This window comes from Streptomyces sp. NPDC051172, from assembly GCF_040682555.1.
Classification (GTDB): Bacteria; Actinomycetota; Actinomycetes; order Streptomycetales; family Streptomycetaceae; genus Streptomyces.
Map to the genome: position 1 here is coordinate 10,035 of NZ_JBFBBE010000101.1, position 23,890 is coordinate 33,924.

At 70.5% G+C, this 23,890-nt stretch carries 20 protein-coding genes; 10 read left to right on the forward strand and 10 right to left on the reverse strand.

From position 1 onward, the window contains the following. The first annotated feature begins 91 nt into the window (after positions 1-91). From AB0N07_RS38775 to AB0N07_RS38785, 3 genes are all read left to right on the forward strand, one after another. The gene (locus AB0N07_RS38775) at positions 92-739 is read left to right on the forward strand and encodes a helix-turn-helix domain-containing protein (RefSeq protein WP_365843517.1); all 648 of its coding nucleotides are present in this window, start codon (positions 92-94) and stop codon (positions 737-739) included. A gap of 10 nt (positions 740-749) precedes the next feature. Beyond that, a complete protein-coding gene (locus tag AB0N07_RS38780) occupies positions 750-1,067 on the forward strand; it encodes a hypothetical protein (protein WP_365843519.1) in 318 nt (105 codons plus the stop codon). A gap of 104 nt (positions 1,068-1,171) precedes the next feature. Then, entirely contained in the window at positions 1,172-2,224 is a 1,053-nt protein-coding gene (locus AB0N07_RS38785) for an NlpC/P60 family protein (protein WP_365843521.1), read from the forward strand. Here the strand turns inward: AB0N07_RS38785 and AB0N07_RS38790 are convergent. Genes AB0N07_RS38790 through AB0N07_RS38810 form a run of 5 tightly spaced genes read right to left on the reverse strand, consistent with a single transcriptional unit; the run spans position 2,221 to position 7,906 of the window. Then, complete coding sequence (locus AB0N07_RS38790) at positions 2,221-3,471, reverse strand: styrene monooxygenase/indole monooxygenase family protein (protein WP_365843523.1); 1,251 nt, start codon at positions 3,469-3,471, stop codon at positions 2,221-2,223. The genes AB0N07_RS38785 and AB0N07_RS38790 overlap by 4 nt on opposite strands. A gap of 59 nt (positions 3,472-3,530) precedes the next feature. Then, positions 3,531-4,157, reverse strand: a complete 627-nt coding sequence (locus AB0N07_RS38795) for an ATP/GTP-binding protein (protein WP_365843525.1) — start codon at positions 4,155-4,157, stop codon at positions 3,531-3,533. After that, entirely contained in the window at positions 4,138-4,548 is a 411-nt protein-coding gene (locus tag AB0N07_RS38800; protein WP_365843527.1) for a DUF742 domain-containing protein, read from the reverse strand. Before AB0N07_RS38800 ends, AB0N07_RS38795 begins: the two co-directional genes overlap by 20 nt. Beyond that, positions 4,545-5,084, reverse strand: coding sequence for a roadblock/LC7 domain-containing protein (locus tag AB0N07_RS38805; RefSeq protein ID WP_365843529.1), 540 nt, complete (start codon positions 5,082-5,084; stop codon positions 4,545-4,547). Before AB0N07_RS38805 ends, AB0N07_RS38800 begins: the two co-directional genes overlap by 4 nt. Then, complete coding sequence (locus AB0N07_RS38810; protein WP_365843531.1) at positions 5,081-7,906, reverse strand: nitrate- and nitrite sensing domain-containing protein; 2,826 nt, start codon at positions 7,904-7,906, stop codon at positions 5,081-5,083. The genes AB0N07_RS38805 and AB0N07_RS38810 overlap by 4 nt, the downstream gene beginning before the upstream one ends. 379 nt (positions 7,907-8,285) lie before the next feature. Here AB0N07_RS38810 and AB0N07_RS38815 point away from each other — a divergent pair, with 379 nt between their 5' ends. Beyond that, a complete protein-coding gene (locus tag AB0N07_RS38815) occupies positions 8,286-9,074 on the forward strand; it encodes a protein phosphatase 2C domain-containing protein (protein ID WP_365843533.1) in 789 nt (262 codons plus the stop codon). Between the two features lie 9 nt (positions 9,075-9,083). Here AB0N07_RS38815 and AB0N07_RS38820 read toward each other — a convergent pair whose 3' ends face one another. Continuing rightward, positions 9,084-9,248, reverse strand: coding sequence for a hypothetical protein (locus tag AB0N07_RS38820; protein WP_365843535.1), 165 nt, complete (start codon positions 9,246-9,248; stop codon positions 9,084-9,086). A 173-nt stretch (positions 9,249-9,421) separates the two neighbouring features. Here AB0N07_RS38820 and AB0N07_RS38825 point away from each other — a divergent pair, with 173 nt between their 5' ends. Then, positions 9,422-9,961, forward strand: a complete 540-nt coding sequence (locus AB0N07_RS38825) for an ATP-binding protein (protein WP_365843537.1) — start codon at positions 9,422-9,424, stop codon at positions 9,959-9,961. On the opposite strand, the gene AB0N07_RS38830 is transcribed toward AB0N07_RS38825, so the two are convergent. Both AB0N07_RS38830 and AB0N07_RS38835 read right to left on the reverse strand, forming a co-directional pair. Beyond that, positions 9,871-10,362, reverse strand: coding sequence for a MarR family transcriptional regulator (locus AB0N07_RS38830; RefSeq protein ID WP_365843539.1), 492 nt, complete (start codon positions 10,360-10,362; stop codon positions 9,871-9,873). The genes AB0N07_RS38825 and AB0N07_RS38830 overlap by 91 nt on opposite strands. 211 nt (positions 10,363-10,573) lie before the next feature. After that, positions 10,574-12,289 carry a hypothetical protein gene (locus tag AB0N07_RS38835; protein WP_365843541.1) on the reverse strand — a complete coding sequence of 572 codons (1,716 nt, stop codon included), beginning with the start codon at positions 12,287-12,289 and terminating at the stop codon, positions 10,574-10,576. A gap of 153 nt (positions 12,290-12,442) precedes the next feature. Here AB0N07_RS38835 and AB0N07_RS38840 point away from each other — a divergent pair, with 153 nt between their 5' ends. Further along, the gene (locus tag AB0N07_RS38840; protein WP_365843543.1) at positions 12,443-13,282 is read left to right on the forward strand and encodes a lysozyme; all 840 of its coding nucleotides are present in this window, start codon (positions 12,443-12,445) and stop codon (positions 13,280-13,282) included. Positions 13,283-13,355: 73 nt separating this feature from the next. Here AB0N07_RS38840 and lon read toward each other — a convergent pair whose 3' ends face one another. After that, a complete protein-coding gene (gene lon, locus AB0N07_RS38845; protein ID WP_365843545.1) occupies positions 13,356-15,770 on the reverse strand; it encodes an endopeptidase La in 2,415 nt (804 codons plus the stop codon). 164 nt (positions 15,771-15,934) lie between these two features. Beyond that, positions 15,935-16,708, reverse strand: coding sequence for a rhomboid-like protein (locus tag AB0N07_RS38850; protein WP_365843547.1), 774 nt, complete (start codon positions 16,706-16,708; stop codon positions 15,935-15,937). A 376-nt stretch (positions 16,709-17,084) separates the two neighbouring features. Between AB0N07_RS38850 and AB0N07_RS38855 the strand changes: the two genes are divergently transcribed. The 4 genes from AB0N07_RS38855 to AB0N07_RS38870 all read left to right on the forward strand — a co-directional run bounded on the left by AB0N07_RS38855 (position 17,085) and on the right by AB0N07_RS38870 (position 23,841). After that, entirely contained in the window at positions 17,085-17,780 is a 696-nt protein-coding gene (locus AB0N07_RS38855) for a spermidine synthase (RefSeq protein WP_365843549.1), read from the forward strand. A 132-nt stretch (positions 17,781-17,912) separates the two neighbouring features. Continuing rightward, positions 17,913-18,650: a response regulator transcription factor gene (locus AB0N07_RS38860; protein ID WP_123967420.1), complete on the forward strand. Its 738-nt coding sequence runs from the start codon at positions 17,913-17,915 to the stop codon at positions 18,648-18,650. After that, on the forward strand, positions 18,647-19,753 hold the full coding sequence (locus AB0N07_RS38865; protein WP_365843551.1) for an ATP-binding protein: 1,107 nt from the start codon (positions 18,647-18,649) through the stop codon (positions 19,751-19,753). Before AB0N07_RS38860 ends, AB0N07_RS38865 begins: the two co-directional genes overlap by 4 nt. A 290-nt stretch (positions 19,754-20,043) precedes the next feature. Beyond that, a complete protein-coding gene (locus AB0N07_RS38870) occupies positions 20,044-23,841 on the forward strand; it encodes a multifunctional oxoglutarate decarboxylase/oxoglutarate dehydrogenase thiamine pyrophosphate-binding subunit/dihydrolipoyllysine-residue succinyltransferase subunit (RefSeq protein ID WP_365843553.1) in 3,798 nt (1,265 codons plus the stop codon). Positions 23,842-23,890: the final 49 nt, after the last annotated feature.

A 23,890-nucleotide genomic window follows, 5' to 3' on the forward strand; every position in this document is an offset into this window, starting at 1 on the left:
CCTGAGGGGGCGCGGGCCGTGACATATGCGGCTCCGCCGCGTGGGCGCGACCAGCCACGACGCACCCGCAGCCGCCGACTACGCTGCACCCATGACCCCTGCCGCGCCGGCCTACCGCCGCCTCAGCGTCGAGGAACGCCGCAGCCAGCTGCTCGAAGCCGCGCTGAACCTCTTCGCGCACCGCGCCCCCGAGGACGTCTCCCTCGACGACGTGGCGGAGGCGGCCGGGGTCTCGCGACCGCTCGTCTACCGGTACTTCCCCGGCGGGAAGCAACAGCTCTACGAGGCTGCCCTGCGGTCCGCCGCAGATGAGCTTCAGCAGTGCTTCGACGAGGCGCGGGTCGGGCCGCTGCTGCCCCGGCTGGCCCGGGCTCTCGACCGGTATCTCGCCTTCGTCGACCAGCACGACGCCGGGTTCAGTGCGCTGCTGCAGGGCGGGAGCGTGGTGGAGACGTCCCGGACGACCGCCATCGTGGACGGGGTCCGGCGGGCGGCCGCCGAGCACATCCTGAGCCATCTGGGGGTCACGGACCCCGGGCTGCTGCTGCGTATGACCGTGCGGATGTGGATCACCGCGGTCGAGGCGGCCTCCCTGATCTGGCTCGACGAGGACAAGCGGCCGCCGCTCGACGAGCTGCGGGACTGGCTGGTCGAGCAGTTCGTGGCCGTCCTCTCGGTGACCGCGGACCGCGACCCGCAGACCGCCGCGCTGGTGCAGGCGCTGGCCGAGGATGTCTGAGACTGGTGCCGTGAAGAGCGAAGAGACACCGTTCGTGGGCGGGCCGATGGACGGCCGCGTGCTGCCCGTCCTCGTGGGCCCCACCGGGCACCCGCCCAAGACGTACCGCATCCCCGTACCGGACGCGGCAGGCGGCCGGCCCACCGTGGTCGTCTACCGGCGCGTGCCGCGCGGCCACAGCAAACGGCTCGGGCTGCCGCAGGGCTGGAAGTACGAGTACGACCCCGAGGGGTGGAAGGACAGCGGGAAGCTGAAGTGGCCGTGGTCCAAGCCGGACGCCGATCCAGACGCCACGCCGGGCCGCAAGCCGGACGACACGGACGGGTGACGAGCTTGCGCCGGCCGGCGCACACGCAGCGCGTTTTTGGCCGTGGAGACGTCAACACCTGACTGTGCGGAGCAGAGGGGCTGCCCCGCACCGGAGGTGATGATGTGTCAGGAAGGCTTGCACGCCTGGTCTGCTCGGTGGCGATGGCCGCCGGCGCTCTCCTGGTACCGCCGCCCGCCGCGGCCGTGCCCGGGGCGGAGCCCGGCGGGCGTACCGTCGCCCAGCAGCTGACGGATCTGCAGCGGCTGTACCGGGAGGCCGAGAAGGCCACCGAGACCTACAACGCCACCGCGGAGAAGCTGACGAAGCAGCGTGCGGAAGTGGCCCGCCTCGACGGCGAACTGGCCGTGGCCCGCCGCTCGCTGCACGACAGCCGGGTCGCCGCCGGCCGCCTGGCCACACAGCAGTACCAGGGCAGCACCGAGATCTCCGCGTACGTACGTCTGCTGCTCGCCCGCAACCCCCAGCAGGCGCTCGACGAGGGGCATGTGATCGGCCAGTTGGCGCGGGAGCGGGTCGAGGCGGTCGGGCGGCTGGCCGCGAGTGAGAAGCAGGCCGGCGAGGTGGACCGCGCGGCGCGGAAGGCCCTCGACGATCAACTGGCCCTCGCCGCTCGGCAGAAGAAGGACCGTGACGACGTACAGGCGCGTCTGAAGGACGTCGAGAAACTCCTCGCCTCCCTCACCCCGGAACAGCTGGCCGCGCTCGGCGCACTGGAGAAGAAGGGCACCGCCGCGGCGCAGCGGCAGCTGATGGCGTCCGGTGTGCTGAGCGGCGAACGCCGTCCGTCGAAGAAGGGCGCCCGGGCCCTCGGGTACGCCGTGCGGCAGCTCGGGAAGCCGTACCGGTGGGGGGCCGAGGGCCCGAAGTCGTACGACTGCTCGGGCCTGACCTCCCAGGCCTGGGCCAGGGCCGGTACACCGATCCCGCGCACCAGCCAGGAGCAGTGGGCGCGGCTGCCGCGGATCCCGCTGAAGAAGCTGCGCCCGGGCGACCTGGTGATCTACTTCCCGGATGCCACGCATGTGGCGATGTACCTGGGCGAGGGCATGATGATCCAGGCGCCGCGGACGGGCGAGACGGTCAGGGTCTCGCCGGTCGCGTCCTTCCCGATCCTGGGCGCCGTACGTCCGGACCGGCGCCCCAAGGGCACCTAGCCGGTCACTTCCGCCAGGTAGGCCGCCGCCTTCTCCGGCTCGTAGAAGAAGTTCTCGTAGTCGGACGGGTCGTTGAAGCCGTTGGCGAAGCGGTCGGCGACCGGCTGGAGCTGACCGGCCGCGCCGATCAGGTTGAGGATGTGCTCCGGCGGCGGGGCGAGCATCGCGTTCGTCCACTTGGTGACGTGCTGTGCGGTGTCCCAGTAGCGGTCGAACGTGGCCTGCATCCAGGTCTCGTCGAACTCCTTCTCGCCGTTCTCCAGGATCGACGCGAGGTACGAAGCCGCGCACTTGGAGGCCGAGTTGGAGCCCTGGCCGGTGATCGGGTCGTTGGCGACGACGACGTCCGCGACACCGAGGACCAGTCCGCCGCCGGGCAGCCGGCCGACGGGGTTGCGGACGGTGGGGGCGTAGCGGCCGGACAGCACGCCGCCCGCGTCGGTCAGTTCGACCTTCCGGGCCCGCTCGAACTCCCAGGGCGTGAACTTCTCCATGAGTTCCAGGGTCAGGGAGAGGTGTTCCGCCGGGTCCTTGACGCCACCGAAGACGTCGAGCGGACCGCCGGGTATGCCCTCCCAGAAGAGGATGTCGGCGCGGCCGGAGGTGGTCAGCGTCGGCATGACGAACAGCTCGCCCACGCCGGGCACCAGGTTGCAGCGGACCGCTTCGTGGTCGGGGTGCTCGGGGCGGGGGCCGAGGCCGTGGACGTAGGAGACGGCGAGGGCGCGCTGCGGCTCCGTGTACGGCGAACGGGAGGCGTCCCGGCCGAACATGGACACCAGCTCGCCCTTGCCCGCCGAGACGAGGACCAGGTCGTAGGTGCGGGAGAAGTAGTCGAGGTCGGAGACCGCCGCGCCGTGGATGACCAGCTGGCCGCCGCGCTGTGCGAAGGTCTCCATCCAGCCGGCCATCTTCACCCGCTGGTCCACCGACTGCGCATACCCGTCGAGCCTGCCCACCCAGTCGATCGCACGCTGCGTCGGACCCGGGTCGTGCGAGCCGGGGGCCGCGACCGAGACGCCGAGTCCTTCGATCTTCGGGGCCTGGGACTCCCAGAAGTTCAGCTGGAGATCGCGCTCGTGCTGCAGTGCCGTGTGGAACATGCACTGCGTCGACATGACCCGGCCGGAGCGGATCTCGTCCGCCGTCCGGTTCGACATCAGGGTGACCTCGTACCCGTGCGACTGGAGTCCGAGGGCGATCTGAAGACCGGACTGGCCGGCTCCTACGACGAGTATCTTCCGCATGCGGGGCTGTTCTCCTACTCGGGGACTGCTCGGGGACTGCTCCGGTGGGCTGCCGGGGGCTACTCGGGGGTGACGTCCAGCGCGTGGCCCACCAGGGACAGCAGGGTCTCGATCACCGAGATCCGGCGGCGCGCGTCCATGATCATTACAGGTATGTGCGCGGGAATCGTCAACGCCTCCCGCACGTCCTCCGGTTCGAACAGCTCGCTGCCGTCGAAGTGGTTGACCGCGACGACGTACGGCAGTCCGCAGCTCTCGAAGTAGTCGAGCGCGGGGAAGCAGTCCTTGAGGCGACGGGTGTCGGCCATGACGACCGCGCCGATCGCACCGCGCACCAGGTCGTCCCACATGAACCAGAACCGCTGCTGGCCCGGCGTGCCGAACAGATAGAGCACCAGGTCGTCGTCGAGCGTGAGACGGCCGAAGTCCATGGCCACGGTGGTGGTCAGCTTGCCCGGCGTGGCGGTGAGGTCGTCGGTCTCCTCGCTCGCCTCGGTCATCAGCGCCTCGGTCTGCAGGGGCGTGATCTCCGAGACGGCGCTGACCAGGGTCGTCTTGCCGACGCCGAAACCGCCCGCCACGACTATCTTCGTCGCGATCGGGGCACGGGTGCGGTCCGTCTGCCAGGACTTCAGATCCTCGTCGGTGTCCGCGAAGGCGGTGTCTCTAAAGGCGACGGAGTCCACTCAGCACCCTTTCCAGCAGTGCGCGGTCCGGGCGGCCCGTGCCGTGACCGGTACCTGTTCCGTACACGCGGATTCTTCCCTGGTCCGCGAGGTCGCTGAGCAGCACGCGGACCACGCCCAGCGGCATCTTCAGCAGTGCTGCGATCTCTGCCACCGTGCGCATACGGCGGCACAGTTCGACGATGGCCTGCATCTCGGGCATGACCCGGGTGCTGAGCGATCCATTCGTCAGCTCTTTGCGCTCCTCCGGGGCGTCGAGCGCGGCCACGAACGTCTCCACCAGGAGGACGTGGCCGAAGCGGGTGCGGCCGCCGGTGAGCGAGTAGGGGCGCACGCGGGCCGGCTTGCGGTCGCCGCCACGGACGGGAAGCTTCCTGGGCGTACTGCTCATCGGTGGCTCCCGGCGGAATCCGTCTCCAGGGATTTTCGTAGCTCGCTGCGGAGTTCCGGCGTCAGGACGTGGCCGGCGCGGCCCACGAACAGGGCCATGTGGTACGCAACCACGCTCATGTCGCAGTCCGCGGAGCCGTGCACGCCGAGCAGGCTGCCGTCGCTGATCGACATCACGAACAGGCTGCCCTCCTCCATCGCGACCATCGTGTGCTTCACGGGGCCGGAGTCCATCAGCCTGGCCGCGCCGATGGTGAGGCTGCCGATGCCGGAGACGATGGTGGCGAGGTCGGCGGAGGAGCCCCGGGGGCCCGTGGGCCTGGCGCCCCGGGTCTGACGGGCCTCGTCGATGGGGGTCCCCCCGCGCGAGTTTGTTCGAGCGTGGGGGAGGCCGGGGTCGGAGGAGAGCAGGAGCAGGCCGTCCGAGGAAACCACCGCTACTGACTGGATGCCCGGCACCTCCTCGACCAGGTTCGTCAGCAGCCAGTGCAGGTTGCGGGCTTCACTGCTCAGTCCGAAGGTACTGGGCGCGGTCAACTGCTTGCCTCCTCGACGGTGCCCCCCGTGGTTTCTTCGGATACGGCTGGTGCGGTGCCCGGCATCTGGTTCTGGGCGGTCTGTTCGGCGATCTCCGCCTCCACGGCGCTGTAGCCGGCCTGGGCGCCGGTACGGAAGCCGCCGAGTCGTCGGCGGAGGGCGTCCGCGTCCACGGTGCGGGGGCGCTGCGCCGGGGGCGCGGCCGGGGCGGTGATCTTGGGGGTGCGCTTGGGGAGGCCCTTGTCGGTGAGCTGCTCCTCGTCCTGGGCGCGGGTGTGTTCCGCCTCGGCTTCGCCTTCGGCGGGGATGTTCCCACCCGCACCACCGGTACCACTTTCGTCGTCGACTGCGGATGGCCCCTGTGGAGCGGACTCGCCGTCGGCGGCTGCCGGTCGGGCTTGGGGCGGGATCATCCCGGACGCGATGGGCGGGTGGGCCTCGTTCGCCTCGGGCGCGGGTCGGCCATGGGCCTGTGTCCCCTCGGCGGCCGGCTGGCCATGGGCCTCGGACGCCCGGTCCGGGAGCAAGAGTTCCATCGTGGTTTCGGCCGGCGCGGGCGTCTCGTGCTGGAGGGCCTTCTCCGCCAGGGCCACCAGCGGGTCCGTCGGCTTCTGGCGGGCGTGGAGTTCGTTGGAGTTGGCCTCCGCGTCCGCTCCCGGAAGGGAGAAGGTGAGCGCGCTGCCGGTCGCCGGGGAGGCCGACGACGGGACCGCGGCGGAGGGGGCTGCCGCCAGCAGGGGGGTCGGGAGGACCACCACCGCCGCGACGCCGCCCTGCTTCTGTTCGCGCAGCTGGACGCGGACGCCGTGGCGGTGGGCGAGGCGGGCGACGACGTAAAGGCCGAGGCCCAGGCCCTCCTCGCCCTCCTGGTCGTAGGGGGACTCGGGGTCGAACTCGGCGAGGCGGGTGTTGAGGCGGGTCAGGCGTTCGGCGGTCATGCCGATGCCCTCGTCCTGGACGGAGAGCATGACCTCGCCGTTCTCCAGGAGCCAGCCGGAGACCTCGACGGGCAGGTCCGGCGGGGAGAACGAGGTGGCGTTCTCCATCAGCTCCGCCAGCAGGTGCGAGAGGTCGTCCGCGGCGAAGCCCGCCACGTGTGCGTGCGGCGGCAGCACGGCGATGCGGACACGCTCGTAGCGCTCGATCTCGCTGACCGCCGCGCGGACGACGTCGACGAGCGGGACGGGGTGCGCGCTCTGCTGGACGTGCTCGGTGCCGGCGAGGACCAGGAGGTTCTCGCTGTGGCGGCGCATGACCGTCGCGAAGTGGTCGAGCTTGAAGAGCGTGGCCAGGCGCTCGGGGTCCTGTTCGCGCTCCTCCAGGCTCTCGATGACGGCGAGCTGGCGCTCGACCAGGCCGAGGGTGCGCAGGGAGAGGTTCACGAACGTGCCGCCGATGCTCTCCCGCAGCCGCGCCAACTGGGCGGCGGATTCGGCGAGCTCGGCGCGCAGCTCCTCACGGGCGTCCGCCATCCTCTGGCGCTGGCCGACCAGGTGCTTGCGGTCGGCCTCCAGCGTGAGGATGCGCTCGCTGAGGGCCGCGGCGTGCGCGTGCAGGGCGTTCACGGAGCGGACGACCTGCGCGAACTCGTCGTTGCGGCCGGTGAAGGTGACCGGCTCCTCGGCGGCGGGGTCCGCCGCCTCGGCGAGCCGGGCCGAGCCGCGGCGCAGCACGGAGAGCGGCCGGGTGAGACTGCGGGCCATCGCCGTGGCGATGCCGACGGCGAGCAGCATCAGGGCGCCGAGGACGGCGATACGCAGCTCGAGCGCGCTGACGTCGTCGTTGCGCAGCTGGGCCAGGTCCTTGGTGCGGCGGTCGTAGAGAGCGGACTCCGCGCCGCGCATCGCGTCTATACGGGCGGAGAGCGCGGCGTCGACCTTCGAGGCGCTGGTGCCGAGCTCGGATTCGGAGAGCGTCGGCTGGTCGGTGAGCCTGGCCAGGTACTTCTCGGCGGAGTTGACCTCGGGGCCGGTCACCGTGGAGTCGTACGACGTCCGGGCGGCCTTGGTCGCCGTGTCGTGGAAGTCGGCGAGGGCCGCGTCGGAGCGCAGCCGGGCCTGCTGGGCGGCGGCGGTCAGCGCGGCCCGCTGCTTGGTGTCGGCGGCCGACGAGGAGGTGACCGTGGTCGGCAGTCCGGTGACCGGGCTGATGACCGTCTGGGTGCTGCTGGGCACGTTGAGCGCCGCGAGGAGCAGACCGCGGGCGGCGGCGGCCTGCTGCACGGCCGTGTCCAGCTCGGCGAGCGCGTAGGCGCCCGATCCGGCGCGGGGCGGCATCTGCTGCGCCAGCTGCTCGGCGAGACGGTGCAGTTCGGTGATGGCGGCGGAGTAGGCGTCGTGGGTCTGCAGGGCGTCGCTCTTGCCGGTGAGCGCGGAGCGGCGCAGCGCGGCGATGCCGTCGAGGTCGCTGCGGAGGGCGGCCGGTGTGTCGGTGTTCTGCTGCAGCTCCTCGACCTGCCGGTCGACGCGGGCGCTGCGCTGCTCGGAGGGCGCCTTGGACTTGGGCCGCCCGGCGGCGATGTAGGAGGTCACCTCGTCGCGCTCGTCGGCGAGCGAATGAGCCAGGGCCAGCGCGTTCTGGGTCTGCCCGGCGAGCGTCACCAGGTCCTGGGAGTCGCTGAGCTGCCCGGAGGCGGTGAGGACGGAAGGGACACCGGCCCCGGCTATGGCGGCGGCCACCACGGCCACGGCGACGACGAGCCGGTTGCGCACATGCGTGGGCCGGCCCTTGCCGGTGGTGGTGGCGGTGCTGCCGGACGTGTGCTCCACGCCCGCTGCGGGGTCCGTCTGCTTGCCTGTACGACGAGGCCGCGTCTTGTGCACCGGTGCTCGCAATCCTGACTCGTGGTACTCATGGGCCCGGGTGTGACGCTCCGTCAACTGACGTCGACTGTACGTACGCCCAGTACGGTGCCGACCCTCCCAGTGCCGGTGGGCAGTGGACGAGCATCACCTGGCCCGCCACCCGAAGGAGTGAACATCGGAGGAGAGTTGGCGGGCAAGTTCCTGGGAACGGTTCAGCGGCCCTGTACGGCAGGCCGGTTGGACGTCCGCGCCGGGCGGTGGCAGTATTCGCCGCCACGGCTTCCCGGAACCACGGATTCCACCCCAAACAGGGCGTCTGACCTGCGCGGGTGCGCCAATTCGGCGACCGATGCCAGGCTTTGGCGAACCTTGTGAAGACGTCGTGCAGACTGGCCGAATGCATACGGAACTTGTTTCGGAGCCGGGTGATCCCACCTACCCCAACGAGGACTTCGCCGCGGCCACGCTGCCTGCTTCCGGCCAGGGTGGAACCCTCGTCGTCCTGGACGGGGTGACGCCACCGCGCGGCGGGACGGGCTGTCTGCATTCGGTCCCCTGGTACACATCGCGCCTGGGCGGCGCCCTGACCGAACTGACCGTTTCCCTCCCGGATGTTCCGCTGCAGGAGGCGCTGGCCCGCGCCATCACACGTACGGCGGAGACACATTCCGCCACTTGTGACCTTTCTCACCCACGCACCCCACAGGCAACGGTGGTTGTGGCGCGGTGGGGCGTGGAGACGCTGGAGTACCTGGTCCTGTCGGACTCGGCCCTGCTGGTGGAGTCACCGGAGGGCACGGTCACGTCCCTCCTGGACGACCGTCTGTCCCGGCTGCCGCGGACGTCCCTGGCGACTGACGCCATCGTGGACTCGACGGTCCGGAACAAGGAGGGCGGCTTCTATACGGCCGCCGCGGATCCGGCCGTGGCGGAGCGGGCGGTGACGGGCGCGCTGTCGCGGGGCGACGTGCGGGCCCTGGCCGCCCTGACGGACGGCGCCACCCGATGGGTGGAGAAGTTCCGTGAGGGCGACTGGGCGGACTGCTTCCGCTTTGTACGGAAGGAGGGGGCGCAGGCGCTGGTCGACCGGGTACGGATGCTGGAACGGGCCGACGCGGAGGCGCGGACGTATCTGCGGCGCAGCAAGACGCATGACGACGCGACGGTCGTGTACGTGGAGCTGTGAGCCGGTGGGCTACTTGACGGCGTTGCGTATGAACGCCGTCCAGGCGCAGGCGGAGACGATCAGGACACATTCGGTGAACAGGTCCTGGCGGGTGCGGCTGCGTGAGCCGTGCACCTCCTTCGCGCCGGCGGGCGCCTCGGCCAGGGGGCGGATCCAGGCTGTCGTGAGGGTCATGTGGTGGCGCTGCCTTTCAGGGCGAAGGGGGGTGCGGAAGGGGGTGCGGTGGACACCGCATCCCCCGAAGCGCGGGTCAGTACTTACCCGGCCAGGCGAAGTTGTTGTAGCTGCGCGGGCTGGTCGAGGACGTCCTCGAAGTCGCCCGCCTCGTCGCCCACGCGGTGTCGCTGGTGACCGAGCCGCGCCAGGTCGGCGCGACGGCCCGCCGCGCGGCTGCCGGGCTGGAGGGGGTGGAGGTGCGGATCGTCGCGGACACGCTCGCGGAGACCGATCCGCGGTGCGTGGAGCGGATCCTCACCAACCTGGTCACCAACGCGCTGCGGCACGGTGCCCCGTCGGTGACGGTCGACGTGGACGAGGACTACGAGGGAGCGATCGTCGGGGGCCGCGACCACGGCCCCGGCTTCCCGCCCGACCTGCTGAGCGTCCTCACCGCCTCCGGTCCCCAGCGGTTCCGCACCGGCTGCGGGTCCGCGGGAACGGGCCTGGGCCTGACCATCGCCTCCGGTCAGGCCCGGCTGCTCGGCGCCCGCCTCACCTTCCGCAACAATCCCGACGGGGGCGCGGAGGCGACCCTGCGCCTCACCGGTGCCGGCGCTCGAAGGCAGCCGGGCGAGGCCTACTTCTCCATGCCCCGGTTCAACTCCCCCAGCAGCCGCGCCAGTTCCGCCACCTCGCGCCGGTCCCAATGGGCCAGCTGGCTGACGTAGCGCGCCCGCCGCGCGTCGCGGACCTTGCTCACCCGGCGGTGCCCCTCCTCCGTGAGGTGGACCAGCCAGGCCCGCCCGTCCGCCGGGTCGGGTTCGCGGGCGACCAGGCCCAGGTCCTCCAGGGCGCGCAGCTGGCGGGACATGGTGGCCTTGCCCACGCCGATGTAGGCGGCGAGCTCGGTGGCGCGCAGCCGGTCGTGCTCGTCCAGGCGTACGAGGAGGCCGTACGCGGCGGACTCCAGGTCGGGGTGGACCTCGCGGGCCATCTCGCCCTGGCTGGCCCGGGCGCGCCGCAGCAGAACGGTCAGTTCGCGCTCAAGGGACAGGTATTCCTGGTCCGCGCCGCTCGGTGACGTCTGGGACGACAGTCGGCCCTCGTCCGCGTTTCCGCCTTCGTGCACGTCAGCCCCTGCCTCGGTTTCCCGATCCTGAAAGTTTCCGCCAGTCCCCGTCGTTGCCGCAGCTCCACAAGTATTTCGCAGGGCTAGACCAACGGCAGACCCCGGGCCCCCTTCCCACCCGCTCTTCTACGTGCGTAGCTTCCTTGCCAAGAGACGACTGACGTGCCCACGCCAGCAACGCATCGGCACCTCAGCGCTTGCCCGCCGAGCATCACCGAGCCCTCGGAGACACGCCATGCCCGTGCACAGACCGTTCCTGGGGTTGCTGGCCAGGGTTTGCCAGCTCACCGTGATCCGGACGTATCGTCCGGTGACCCTCCGAACGGTCTTGAGGGCCGGGGAACAACGCGAGCTGGTCACCTCGGCACAGTCGGGTCTTGCCGCCCCGGGTGGGCGTGCCCGCTGTCCTGGGTGGGCTCGCAGTCCCGCACGCCCGCGGCAGGGATGCGGTCTGGCCGGTAGCTCTCCGTGCCACCATCCTCCGGTGGTGGCCGGTCACACCTGGCCGACGCCGAATCCCAAAGCCGAGGGCGCGCCTGCCAATGGCCACCGCGGCACCGTGGTGCCGGGTGACCGTGGTCTTCTTGGTCTGCTCCTGCAGGGGTGTGGTCCAGTACTGGCCGCCCCAGCGGCTGGTGTAGGCCGGATCGACCGCGACCACCACCAGCCCCGCGTGATACGCCATGCCGCGCAGGCGTTCACGGAAGCGGGCGGTGGGGATCCCGGCCACCGTGCGGCGGAACGTCTTCCCGCGCCGGCCCCGGCCCATCGTCTCCCGCCCGGTGACACGGGCGTCGGTGAAGCCCAGGTTCTCGATGGCGATCCCGGCACAGCCGTGCTGGCGGGCGAGGGCGATCAGCTGGCTGATCGCGGTGCGCAGGCGGCCGTCCCGCGTGCTGGTGGAGCCAGTCAGGTCGAGCGGGACGGTGATCGGATCGCCGACCGGGTTGCCGTGCGGGTCGAGGACACAGGCGGCAAGGTGGTCGGCGTTCAGATCAACGCCCAGCAGCCGCACACCACAGGCCTTGAGATCATCCGGGGTGGGCAGCACTGTCTTGTCGGCCGACCAGCTTGCGTCCAGATACCAGCGGCCGCTGACCGGGTCGCAGACAATGTCGTAGCGCACGGCCCGGTGTGCGGTGATTCGGTCGAGCCACTCCTCGCGGCGGTGCGAGAACCGCACGGTGCAGGACAGCCGGTGGCGGCCTCGGGGCGCGTTGGCCAGATGCCGCAAGGGTTCGGGCAGCACGAGGGTCACCGTGCCGTCTGCGGGGTCGACACTGATGGTGTAGTTGCCGTTTGGGGCGCCGGATTCGCCGTCCGCAGTGAGGAACAGCCGTGCCGCCTGCCAGCGCTGGTGCCACTCGGCCTCTGCCAGGCCCGCCTCGGCGAGATGGTGGCGCAGCCCGGCCAAGCCGCGGCCGCCGACAGTGATCGACGGCCGACCAGAGACGATCTTCTGTTCCACCACAACAAGCCTGGCCTGGAGCATGTGCAGACGGCGCTGCTTCTGGACCCGTTCGCACTGATCCGCGTACCCGCGTACGCCGTCTTTAGAGCGCTCACCACAGGGGGCGGCCAGGCGGCGGGTGATGGTGCGGATGGCGCGGCGCAACCCAGCCCGCTCGTCGTACAGGCAGCGCATCGCCAGTTGGAACTGGTCCTCACTAGCCCGGGTCATCGCCCCCGCCCAGCGGGACGAGGACACCGCCGTCAGGGACTTCTTCCGCTCCGCACGCCGCGCGTCCTTCGTCCTCACCTGGCCGAGCCTGACGCGTTCGGCAAGGTCGGCTCGCTGATGACGGCCAAGGTGCTCGCCCACTAAGCGCAGCACCTTCTCATCCACCTCCTCCAGGCGCAGCCGGTCCCGGATCCGCGCCCCCGATGGCGCCGCAACAGTGAACGGAGCCGCCAGCACACGCGACACATTCCTCCCCCTCCGCTTGCGCGCCACCGGCCAGCCCCCTCTCCCTCTACCCACAGGCGAACTCATGCGCCATCACCAGATGGTGCGTTCCCATCACCTGCACGATCACGAGATCCAGACCTGTTCACTCGTTCGAGGGATATGGAACTAATCATGACCAATAGACGGAGCAATAGAGCCTTAGCGAGATCAACTCATCCTCGGCGCTTCACCCTCGCCGGGCTCCTGCTCGCCGCCCTCTCCCTGGCCCTCACCGCCCCGGCCGACGCGGCCGACTCGGCCAGGCCGCCGCGCGGCTCCGCGCACATGGGCATGGGCGTCCTCGCCCACGACGGGCAGAACGGCGCCCCCGCCCCCACCGCCGCCACCCAGACGGAAGGCGTCGACGTCGCCGGCTACCAGGGCAACGTCGACTGGTCGACCCTGTGGAGCAGCGGGGTGAAGTGGGCGTACACGAAGGCGAGCGAGGGGACGTACTACACGAACCCGTACTTCGCCCAGCAGTACAACGGCTCGTACAACGTCGGCATGATCCGCGGCGCGTACCACTTCGCCACCCCCGACACCACCAGCGGCGCAACCCAGGCGAACTACTTCGTCGACCACGGCGGCGGCTGGTCCAAGGACGGCAAGACCCTCCCCGGGACCCTCGACATCGAGTGGAACCCGTACGGCGCCGAGTGCTACGGCAAGTCGGCGAGCGCGATGGTCGGCTGGATCGCCGACTTCCTCAACACGTACAAGGCGCGCACCGGGCGGGACGCCGTGATCTACACGGCGACGAGCTGGTGGAGCGACTGCACCGGGAACTACGCGGGCTTCGCCTCGGCCAACCCGCTGTGGATCGCCCGGTACGCGTCGGACGCCGGGACGCTGCCGGCGGGCTGGGGCTACTACACGATGTGGCAGTACACGTCGTCCGGGCCGACCGTCGGCGACCACGACAAGTTCAACGGAGCGCTGGACCGGGTGCAGGCACTGGCCAACGGCTGATCCGTCGCTGCGCAGGGCGAAGGCCCGGGCCTCCCTCACGGGACCCGGGCCTCCACTTGTCCGATGGCGTCCGTCACGCCGCCACCGGAACCTCCGGCTTCGCGTCGCTCGTGGCGGGCGCGAGGGCCAGCTCCAGGACCTGGCGGACGTCGGTCACGGCGTGGACGTCGAGCTTGTCCAGCACCTCCGCGGGGACGTCGTCCAGGTCGGCCTCGTTGCGCTTCGGGATGATCACCGTGGTGACACCCGCGCGGTGCGCGGCGAGCAGCTTCTGCTTCACGCCGCCGATGGGCAGGACCCGGCCGGTCAGCGAGACCTCGCCGGTCATCGCCACGTCCGTGCGGACCAGGCGGCCGGAGAGGAGGGACGCCAGGGCCGTCGTCATCGTGACGCCCGCGCTGGGGCCGTCCTTCGGGACGGCGCCCGCCGGGAAGTGGATGTGCACTCCACGGTCCTTCAGGTCCGCGACCGGCAGCTCCAGTTCGGCGCCGTGGCTGCGCAGGAAGCTCAGCGCGATCTGCGCCGACTCCTTCATCACGTCACCCAGCTGACCGGTGAGGGTCAGGCCCGCCGCACCCGTCTCCGGGTCGGCCAGGGACGCCTCCACGTACAGGACGTCGCCGCCTGCTCCCGTGACCGCGAGACCGGTCGCCACACCCGGGACCGCCGTGCGGCGCTCCGACGGGTCCTGGGCAGACTCGGGCACGTGGTGCGGCCGCCCGATCAGGCCGCGCAGCTCGCCGTCCGTGATGGTGAACGGCAGCTCCCGGTCGCCCAGTTCGTGCTGTGCCGCGACCTTGCGGAGCAGCCGGGCGATCGAGCGCTCCAGGGTGCGCACGCCCGCCTCGCGGGTGTACTCGCCGGCGAGCTTGCGCAGCGCGCTCTCGTCGATGGTGACCTCGTCCGACTGCAGTCCCGCACGCTCCAGCTGACGGGGCAGCAGGTGGTCGCGGGCGATGACGACCTTCTCGTCCTCGGTGTAGCCGTCCAGGCGGACCAGCTCCATACGGTCCAGCAGGGCCTCCGGGATGGCCTCCAGGACGTTCGCCGTGGCGAGGAAGACGACGTCGCTCAGGTCGAGCTCGACCTCCAGGTAGTGGTCGCGGAAGGTGTGGTTCTGCGCCGGGTCGAGGACTTCGAGCAGGGCGGCCGCGGGGTCGCCGCGGAAGTCCGAGCCGACCTTGTCGATCTCGTCCAGCAGGACGACCGGGTTCATCGAACCGGCCTCCTTGATGGCGCGGACGACACGGCCGGGCAGCGCACCGACGTACGTACGGCGGTGGCCGCGGATCTCCGCCTCGTCACGGACGCCGCCGAGGGCGACCCGGACGAACTTGCGGCCCATGGCGTGCGCGACGGACTCGCCGAGCGAGGTCTTGCCGACGCCGGGCGGGCCGACGAGGGCCAGTACGGCACCGCCGCGCCGGCCGCCCACGACGCCCAGGCCGCGCTCGCTGCGGCGCTTGCGCACCGCCAGGTACTCGGTGATGCGCTCCTTCACGTCCTCCAGGCCGGCGTGCTCGGCGTCGAGGATCGCCTTGGCGCCCTGGATGTCGTACGCGTCCTCGGTGCGCTCGTTCCACGGTAGTTCGAGGACGGTGTCCAGCCAGGTGCGGATCCAGGAGCCCTCCGGGGACTGGTCGCTGGACCGCTCCAGCTTGTCGACCTCCTTGAGGGCGGCTTCCCGCACCTTCTCGGGCAGGTCGGCGGCCTCCACACGGGCGCGGTAGTCGTCGGACTCCTCGCCGTCCTGCTCGCCGTTGAGCTCACGCAGTTCCTTGCGTACGGCTTCCAGCTGGCGGCGGAGCAGGAACTCCCGTTGCTGCTTGTCGACGCCCTCCTGGACGTCCTTGGCGATGGTCTCGGCGACGTCCTGCTCGGCGAGGTGGTCGCGCAGGTGCTGGGTGGCGAGCTTGAGGCGGGCGACCGGGTCGGTCGTCTCCAGCAGCTCGATCTTCTGATCGGTCGTCAGGAAGGGCGAGTAACCGGAGTTGTCGGCCAGGGCGGAGACGTCGTCGATGGCCTGCACCCGGTCGACCACCTGCCAGGCGCCGCGCTTGCGCAGCCAGGCGGTGGCAAGGGCCTTGTACTCCTTGACCAGTTCGGTGACGTGACCGGGCAGCGGCTCGGGCACGCTCTCGTCGATCCTCGTCCCCTCGACCCACAGCGCCGCACCCGGGCCGGTGGTGCCCGCGCCGATCTTCACGCGGCCGCGGCCGCGGATCAGGGCGCCCGGGTCACCGTCGGCGAGCCGGCCGACCTGCTCGACGGTGCCGAGCACGCCCGTGCCCGGGTACGTCCCGTCAACGCGTGGCACCAGCAGGACCTTGGGCTTGCCCGGCTCGGAGCGGGCGGCGGCCTGGGCGGCCTCCACCGCGGCGCGTACGTCGGTGTCGTTCAGGTCCAGCGGCACCACCATGCCGGGCAGCACGACCTCGTCGTCGAGCGGCAGCACGGGCAGGGTGAGCGGTGTGGACGTCGAAGCCATGATCTACCCTCCGGCAGTCAAGTTGAGTTATGCCGACTCAATGCATGACGCTCCGCCAATGTTCCCGGGACCCCGTTCGCTGTCAGCGATCACTACGGTGAGGTGGGCGTTTGCCGGGGGCTGCCTTCTTCGGGAGGGGTGCTTCGGCCTGAACGGCCTCGTCCTCAAACGCCGGACGGGCTCACAACGCGAACCCAGCGGCGGATCATCGGCCAGGTCGCGATGCCTATGGCCAGGGAGATCAGGTGGCCCCAGTTGCTCAGCGGGTCCGTGAACTCGATCAGGTCCTCGACCAGCATGCTGCCGAACAGGACCAGCAACGGCCAGCGCAGCCAGGGGGTGAGCAGCCCGGCCAGGGCGCCGACGCTGGCGGCCACGCCGAAGCTGATGCCGTAGTCGAAACGGTGCAGTGAGCTGTCGGGGAGGTGGCCGACGAGGACGGCGAGGCCCACGGGGACCTCCGTCGCGAGGGTGGCCAGGACATGGCCGAGCAGGAAGACGACGGCCGTGCGCGCCCCGCCCATCCGCCGCTCCAGCGCCGTCAGGACGAGCAGAAAGCAGACCACGTACGGCGACGCGAACCCGCCCGCGATCCACAGCCCGCTGGCGAGCAGCACCAGCACGGGCGTCTGCACGAGGTGTGCGACGTCCGTGCTGGAGGCCTGGAGCAGGGTGTCGACGAGGGACGGGTCGGCGTACGTGGTGATCAGTGTGGTGATCGCGAGGACCGCCGCGTAGGCGAAGGTGAACGGCGTACCGGTGGGGGTCGGCAGGAGGCGCCAGGGACGGAGGGCGCGGACCGCGGGGAGCGGCACCTGCACGGTCGGTACGGCGACGGTGGCCGCGCCGCGCTGACGCGGCATACCGTCGAGAAGTTCGGACACGTCGGGAAGGGGCGCGACCGAGGGTTCATCGTCGGCCGTCGCGAGGGATTCCACGTTGCGGCGCTCCTTCCGTTGCGCCCCACCCTCGGCAACCACAGGGGTCCCTGTCTGTGACCGACGCCACGCGAGAGGCGATTCATAGCAACCTCTCATGCTTTTCCTGCGTCAGAGGACAACCCCTGCTCCCTGTTTTCGTCTTCCACGGCCTCAGCAGGTCGACCTCCTTGGCGTGCGCCGCGCGGGTCGCGGGTCGGATCGTGCGGCCGGTCCCGTACGGCGGCCCGGACGGCGACCGCGAGAACACCGGGGCCGCCCGAAGCCCACCCGGCACGCAAGGTGCGCGGGGCCGTGACATCAGCGCCTCCGCCGCGAGGCGTGCGCCCCCGGTAATTCTCCTGGCCGCAAACCCGAGTTCGTGCAGGATGAAGCCATGACCGCCACCCACGACACCCACGACACCCACGGCGCCCCTGTCGTCCTGGACCGTCGCAAGGGCCCGTACGGCGAGGTCGTGCTCCGCCGGCACGGCGAGTTACTGCAGATCATCGCCAACGGCTGCTTTCTGATGGACACCTCGGACGGCCGCTCGGAGCGGCTCCTCGTGGACGCCGCGCTCGAAGCCCTGGGCACCCGCAAGGCGCCGAACGTGCTGATCGGAGGCCTCGGAGTGGGCTTTTCGCTCGCACATGCGGCCGCCGACCCGCGCTGGGGCGCGATCACGGTCGTGGAGCGCGAACGCGCCGTCATCGACTGGCACCTGGACGGCCCCCTCGCCGCCCTCTCGGCCCAGGCAGTCGCCGATCCGCGCACCCAGATCGTGGAAACCGATCTGATCGAGTACGTCCGTGAGACATCCGCCACTTATGACGCCCTCTGCCTGGACATCGACAACGGCCCCGACTGGACGGTCACGGAGGGCAACGACGATCTCTACTCGCCGGCCGGACTGACAAGCTGCGCAAGGGTGTTGAAGCCGGGCGGGGTGCTGGTGGTGTGGTCCGCGCAGCCGTCTCCGGATTTCGAAGAAACCTTGCGGAATGCCGGGTTCCAACAGGTGCGTACCGAAGAGATCCCGGTTGCCCGTGGCGTTCCCGACGTTGTGCACATCGCCGTCCGACCTGGATAGCCGTGGGACGGTGACTCCCCGTACTCTGCTTCTCTGGCGCAGATCATTCAAGCGTCAATCGCAAGCATGCGCAGGCATGAGCCAGATAACGGATCACCCCACGGATTCCGGAAAGCAACTCAGGGGCGGGCGATGGAGCAGACCCATACATCCCACAACGGCACGACGGCGACCCCCGGCGCACAGCGCAGGGTCCTGGTGGTCGAGGACGACGCGACCATCGTCGACGCCATCGCGGCCCGCCTGCGCGCAGAGGGTTTCCTCGTGCAGACCGCGGGTGACGGCCCGGCCGCCGTCGACACCGCCGAGGCCTGGCAGCCCGACCTGCTGATCCTCGACATCATGCTGCCGGGCTTCGACGGCCTGGAGGTCTGCCGCCGTGTGCAGGCCCAGCGCCCGGTGCCGGTGCTGATGCTGACCGCGCGCGACGACGAGACCGACATGCTGGTCGGGCTCGGCGTCGGCGCCGACGACTACATGACCAAGCCGTTCTCCATGCGGGAGCTGGCCGCACGCGTGCATGTGCTGCTGCGCCGGGTGGAGCGGGCCGCACTGGCCGCCGCGACGCCCAGAAGCGGCATCCTGCGCCTCGGCGAGCTGGAGATCGACCACGCCCAGCGGCGGGTGCGCGTGCACTCCGAGGACGTGCATCTGACGCCCACCGAGTTCGACCTGCTGGTGTGCCTCGCGAACACCCCGCGCGCGGTGCTCTCCCGTGAGCAGCTGCTTGCCGAGGTGTGGGACTGGGCGGACGCCTCCGGCACCCGTACGGTCGACAGCCACATCAAGGCGCTGCGCCGGAAGATCGGCGCCGAGCGGATCCGCACGGTGCACGGTGTGGGCTACGCGCTGGAGACCCCGACGCCATGAGCGGCGAACCGGTCGGCCGGAGAAGCCCCGGGGAGCCCTGGGGCGGTGTGAGCCCGTTCTCGGTCAAGACCAAGCTGGGCGCACTCGTCGTCATCGCGGTCCTGATCACCACCGGGCTGATGATGATCGCCATGCGCACGGCGACGGAGCTGCGCTTCATCACGGTCTTCTCGATGATCGCCACCCTGCTGATCACGCAGTTCGTGGCCCATTCGCTGACCGCGCCGCTGGACGACATGAACGCCGTCGCCAAGGCCATCTCGCACGGCGACTACACCCGCAGGGTGCGCGAGAACCGCCGTGACGAGCTCGGCGACCTGGCGCAGACCATCAACCGCATGGCCGACGACCTGGAGGCCCAGGACCGCCAGCGCAAGGAGCTGGTGGCGAACGTCTCGCACGAGCTGCGCACCCCCATCGCGGGCCTCAGGGCGGTGCTGGAGAACATCGTCGACGGTGTCTCCCCGGCCGACCCGGAGACCATGCGTACGGCCCTCAAGCAGACCGAGCGCCTCGGCCGGCTGGTGGAGACGCTGCTGGACCTGTCCCGGCTGGACAACGGCGTCGTACCGCTGCGCAGGCGGCGTTTCGAGGTCTGGCCGTACCTGTCGGGCGTGCTGAAGGAGGCCAACATGGCCGTGCCCGCGCGCGCGGGCATCGCCTCCGGCTCCGGCAGCCACACCCGTACGGACGTCCATCTGCACCTCGACGTGTCCCCGCCGGAGCTGACCGCGCACGCGGACCCCGAGCGGATCCACCAGGTAGTGGCAAATCTCATCGACAACGCGGTCAAGCACAGCCCGCCGCACGGCCGCGTGACCGTGAAGGCGCGGCGCGGCACGCACCCGGAGTCGCTGGAGCTGGAGGTGCTCGACGAGGGCCCCGGCATTCCGCGCTCGGAGTGGCACCGGGTCTTCGAGCGGTTCAACCGCGGCGGCGCGGGCGCCTCCAACGGACAGGGCGGCGACGGCGGTACGGGGCTGGGTCTCGCGATCGCCCGCTGGGCGGTCGACCTGCACGGTGGCGGGATCGGAGTGGCCGAATCCGAGCGGGGCTGCCGGATTCTCGTCACCCTCCCGGGAGAGACATCCGTTCAAAGTTGACGTAAAGTCCGAACCGAGCCTCAAGATCCACCACGGTCCGCCCCGGTGGACACGTGTGATCAGGCACAGGCCCGCACGCAGCGCGTGCAGGGCCTGCCTCGGCGTTTGCCGTCACCCTCGCTCCGTACCGGAACCGCGTTTGTTTCCCGCCATTTCCAGGCCCGAAACGCGGTTTCCGATGTGACTTACGCGACGATGAACCTGCCCGGCCTGACCTTCCGGGTCTTGGGGGCGTAGCCTTTATTCCCGCTGTCCATCACCTTGTGAAGCGGAAGAGGGCGGTTGCCGCCGTGTCGCCACAGTCCCCCAGTAACTCGAGCATCTCGACCGACGCAGACCAAGCGGGCAAGAACCCCGCTGCGGCGTTCGGCCCCAACGAGTGGCTCGTCGACGAGATCTATCAGCAGTACCTCCAGGACCCGAATTCGGTAGACCGAGCCTGGTGGGACTTCTTCGCCGACTACAAGCCCGGGGCCCCCGCCGCACCAGCTCCGGCGGGTACTGCGGCCGCGGGGGCCGCAGAGACCTCCACTCCGGCACCCGCGGCACCCGCCGCCCCGGCTGCGCAGGCCCCGGCCGCCCCCGCGGCGCCCGCGCCGGCCCCCGCGGCCCCGAAGCCCGCGGCCGCCGCTCCGGCGCCGGCTCCCGCGAAGGCCGCCGCCCCGGCTCCTGCCAAGCCCGCCGCTGCCGCCAAGGCCGCGCCCGCGACCGAGGCCGCCGACGGCCCCGAGCTGGTGACCCTGCGCGGTCCGGCCGCCGCCGTCGCGAAGAACATGAACGCCTCCCTGGAGCTGCCCACGGCCACGTCCGTGCGCGCGGTCCCGGTGAAGCTGCTGTTCGACAACCGCATCGTCATCAACAACCACCTCAAGCGGGCCCGGGGCGGGAAGATCTCCTTCACGCACCTGATCGGCTACGCGATGGTGCAGGCCATCAAGACGATGCCGTCGATGAACTGGCACTACGCGGAGAAGGACGGGAAGCCCACCCTCGTCAAGCCGCCGCACGTCAACTTCGGCCTCGCCATCGACCTGGTGAAGCCCAACGGCGACCGCCAGCTGGTCGTCGCGGGCATCAAGAAGGCCGAGACGCTGAACTTCTTCGAGTTCTGGCAGGCCTACGAGGACATCGTCCGCCGCGCCCGCGACGGCAAGCTGACGATGGACGACTTCACCGGTGTCACGGTCTCCCTGACCAACCCCGGCGGCCTCGGCACCGTCCACTCGGTGCCGCGTCTGATGCCCGGTCAGTCGGTCATCATGGGCGTCGGCTCCATGGACTACCCGGCGGAGTTCCAGGGCACCAGCCAGGACACCCTGAACAAGCTCGGCATCTCGAAGGTCATGACGCTCACGTCGACCTACGACCACCGGGTCATCCAGGGCGCCGCCTCCGGCGAGTTCCTGCGGATCGTCGCGAACCTGCTGCTCGGCGAGAGCGGCTTCTACGACGAGATCTTCGAAGCCCTGCGCATCCCCTACGAGCCGGTCCGCTGGCTCAAGGACATCGACGCCTCGCACGACGACGACGTCACCAAGGCCGCCCGGGTCTTCGAGCTGATCCACTCCTACCGGGTCCGCGGCCATGTCATGGCCGACACCGACCCGCTGGAGTACCGCCAGCGCAAGCACCCCGACCTGGACATCACCGAGCACGGCCTCACCCTGTGGGACCTGGAGCGCGAGTTCGCCGTCGGCGGCTTCTCCGGCAAGTCCCTGATGAAGCTGCGCGACATCCTGGGCGTGCTGCGCGACTCGTACTGCCGCACCACGGGCATCGAGTTCATGCACATCCAGGACCCGAAGCAGCGCAAGTGGATCCAGGACCGCATCGAGCGCCCGCACTCCAAGCCGGAGCGCGAGGAGCAGCTGCGCATCCTGCGCCGGCTGAACGCGGCGGAGGCCTTCGAGACCTTCCTTCAGACGAAGTACGTCGGCCAGAAGCGCTTCTCCCTGGAGGGCGGCGAGTCCGTCATCCCGCTGCTCGACGCGGTCATCGACTCCGCCGCCGAGTCGCGCCTGGACGAGGTCGTCATCGGCATGGCCCACCGCGGCCGCCTGAACGTGCTCGCCAACATCGTCGGCAAGTCGTACGCGCAGATCTTCCGCGAGTTCGAGGGCAACCTCGACCCGAAGTCGATGCACGGCTCCGGCGACGTGAAGTACCACCTGGGCGCCCAGGGCACCTTCACCGGCCTGGACGGCGAGCAGATCACGGTCTCGCTGGCCGCCAACCCCTCCCACCTGGAGACGGTCGACCCGGTCATCGAGGGCATCGTCCGCGCCAAGCAGGACATCATCAACAAGGGCGGCACGGACTTCACCGTCCTGCCGGTCGCCCTGCACGGTGACGCGGCCTTCGCGGGCCAGGGCGTGGTGGCCGAGACCCTGAACATGTCGCAGCTGCGCGGCTACCGCACGGGCGGCACGGTCCACATCGTCATCAACAACCAGGTCGGCTTCACCGCCGCCCCGGAGTCCTCCCGCTCGTCGATGTACGCGACGGACGTGGCGAGGATGATCGAGGCCCCGATCTTCCACGTGAACGGCGACGACCCGGAGGCCGTGGTCCGCGTCGCGCGGCTGGCCTTCGAGTTCCGCCAGGCGTTCAACAAGGACGTGGTGATCGACCTCATCTGCTACCGCCGCCGCGGTCACAACGAGTCGGACAACCCGGCCTTCACCCAGCCGCTGATGTACGACCTGATCGACAAGAAGCGCTCGGTGCGCAAGCTGTACACCGAGTCGCTGATCGGTCGCGGCGACATCACCCTGGAAGAGGCCGAGCAGGCCCTGCAGGACTACCAGGGCCAGCTGGAGAAGGTCTTCACGGAGGTCCGCGAGGCCACGGCCCAGCCGGGCGTCGCCCCGGTCTCGGACCCGCAGGCCGAGTTCCCGGTCGCCGTGAACACGGCGATCTCCTCGGAGGTCGTGAAGCGGATCGCCGAGTCCCAGGTCAACATCCCGGACTCCTTCCACGTCCACCCGCGTCTGCTGCCGCAGCTGCAGCGCCGGGCGACGATGGTCGAGGACGGCACGATCGACTGGGGCATGGGCGAGACGCTGGCCGTCGGCTCCCTGCTCCTGGAGGGCACCCCGGTCCGCCTCTCCGGCCAGGACTCCCAGCGCGGCACCTTCGGCCAGCGCCACGCGGTCCTCATCGACCGCGAGACGGGCGAGGAGTACACCCCGCTCCAGTACCTCGCCGAGGAGCAGGCCCGCTACAACGTCTACAACTCCCTGCTCTCCGAGTACGCGGTGATGGGCTTCGAGTACGGCTACTCGCTGGCCCGCCCCGACGCGCTCGTGATGTGGGAGGCGCAGTTCGGCGACTTCGTCAACGGCGCGCAGACGGTGGTCGACGAGTACATCTCGGCGGCCGAGCAGAAGTGGGGCCAGACGTCCGGCGTCACCCTGCTCCTCCCGCACGGCTACGAGGGCCAGGGCCCGGACCACTCCTCGGCCCGCGTCGAGCGCTTCCTGCAGCTCTGCGCCCAGAACAACATGACGGTCGCGATGCCGACCCTCCCGTCGAACTACTTCCACCTCCTGCGGTGGCAGGTGCACAACCCGCACCACAAGCCGCTGGTGGTCTTCACTCCGAAGTCGATGCTGCGCCTGAAGGCCGCCGCGTCGAAGACGGAGGAGTTCACCTCGGGTCAGTTCCGCCCGGTCATCGGCGACTCCACGGTCGACCCGGCCGCGGTCCGCAAGGTCGTGTTCGTCGCGGGCAAGCTGTACTACGACCTGGAGGCCGAGCGCACCAAGCGCGGCGCCACGGACATCGCCATCGTCCGTGTCGAGCGGCTGTACCCGCTGCCGGGTGCCGAGCTCCAGGCGGAGATCGCCAAGTACCCGAACGTCGAGAAGTACCTGTGGGCCCAGGAGGAGCCGGCGAACCAGGGCGCCTGGCCGTTCATCGCCCTCAACCTGATCGACCACCTGGACCTGGCGGTCGGCGCGGACGTGCCCCACGGGGAGCGGCTGCGGCGGATCTCTCGCCCGCATTCGTCGTCTCCGGCGGTCGGTTCCGCGAAGCGGCACCAGGCGGAGCAGGAGCAGCTGGTGCGTGAGGTGTTCGAGGCGTAACCGCTCGGTAGGTCATGCGCGGCTGGGCCGCTCCCCCGGTCGGGGGTGG

What these genes read in the sequence shown, in the direction of transcription:
- lon (WP_365843545.1), bottom strand. Translation starts at nt 15,770, where the DNA reads ATGGCTTCGACGTCCACACCGCTCACCCTGCCCGTGCTGCCGCTCGAC.
- AB0N07_RS38840 (WP_365843543.1), top strand. Translation starts at nt 12,443, where the DNA reads ATGACCAATAGACGGAGCAATAGAGCCTTAGCGAGATCAACTCATCCT.
- AB0N07_RS38860 (WP_123967420.1), top strand. Translation starts at nt 17,913, where the DNA reads ATGGAGCAGACCCATACATCCCACAACGGCACGACGGCGACCCCCGGC.
- AB0N07_RS38790 (WP_365843523.1), bottom strand. Translation starts at nt 3,471, where the DNA reads ATGCGGAAGATACTCGTCGTAGGAGCCGGCCAGTCCGGTCTTCAGATC.
- AB0N07_RS38815 (WP_365843533.1), top strand. Translation starts at nt 8,286, where the DNA reads ATGCATACGGAACTTGTTTCGGAGCCGGGTGATCCCACCTACCCCAAC.
- AB0N07_RS38800 (WP_365843527.1), bottom strand. Translation starts at nt 4,548, where the DNA reads ATGAGCAGTACGCCCAGGAAGCTTCCCGTCCGTGGCGGCGACCGCAAG.
- AB0N07_RS38820 (WP_365843535.1), bottom strand. Translation starts at nt 9,248, where the DNA reads ATGACCCTCACGACAGCCTGGATCCGCCCCCTGGCCGAGGCGCCCGCC.
- AB0N07_RS38855 (WP_365843549.1), top strand. Translation starts at nt 17,085, where the DNA reads ATGACCGCCACCCACGACACCCACGACACCCACGGCGCCCCTGTCGTC.
- AB0N07_RS38865 (WP_365843551.1), top strand. Translation starts at nt 18,647, where the DNA reads ATGAGCGGCGAACCGGTCGGCCGGAGAAGCCCCGGGGAGCCCTGGGGC.
- AB0N07_RS38775 (WP_365843517.1), top strand. Translation starts at nt 92, where the DNA reads ATGACCCCTGCCGCGCCGGCCTACCGCCGCCTCAGCGTCGAGGAACGC.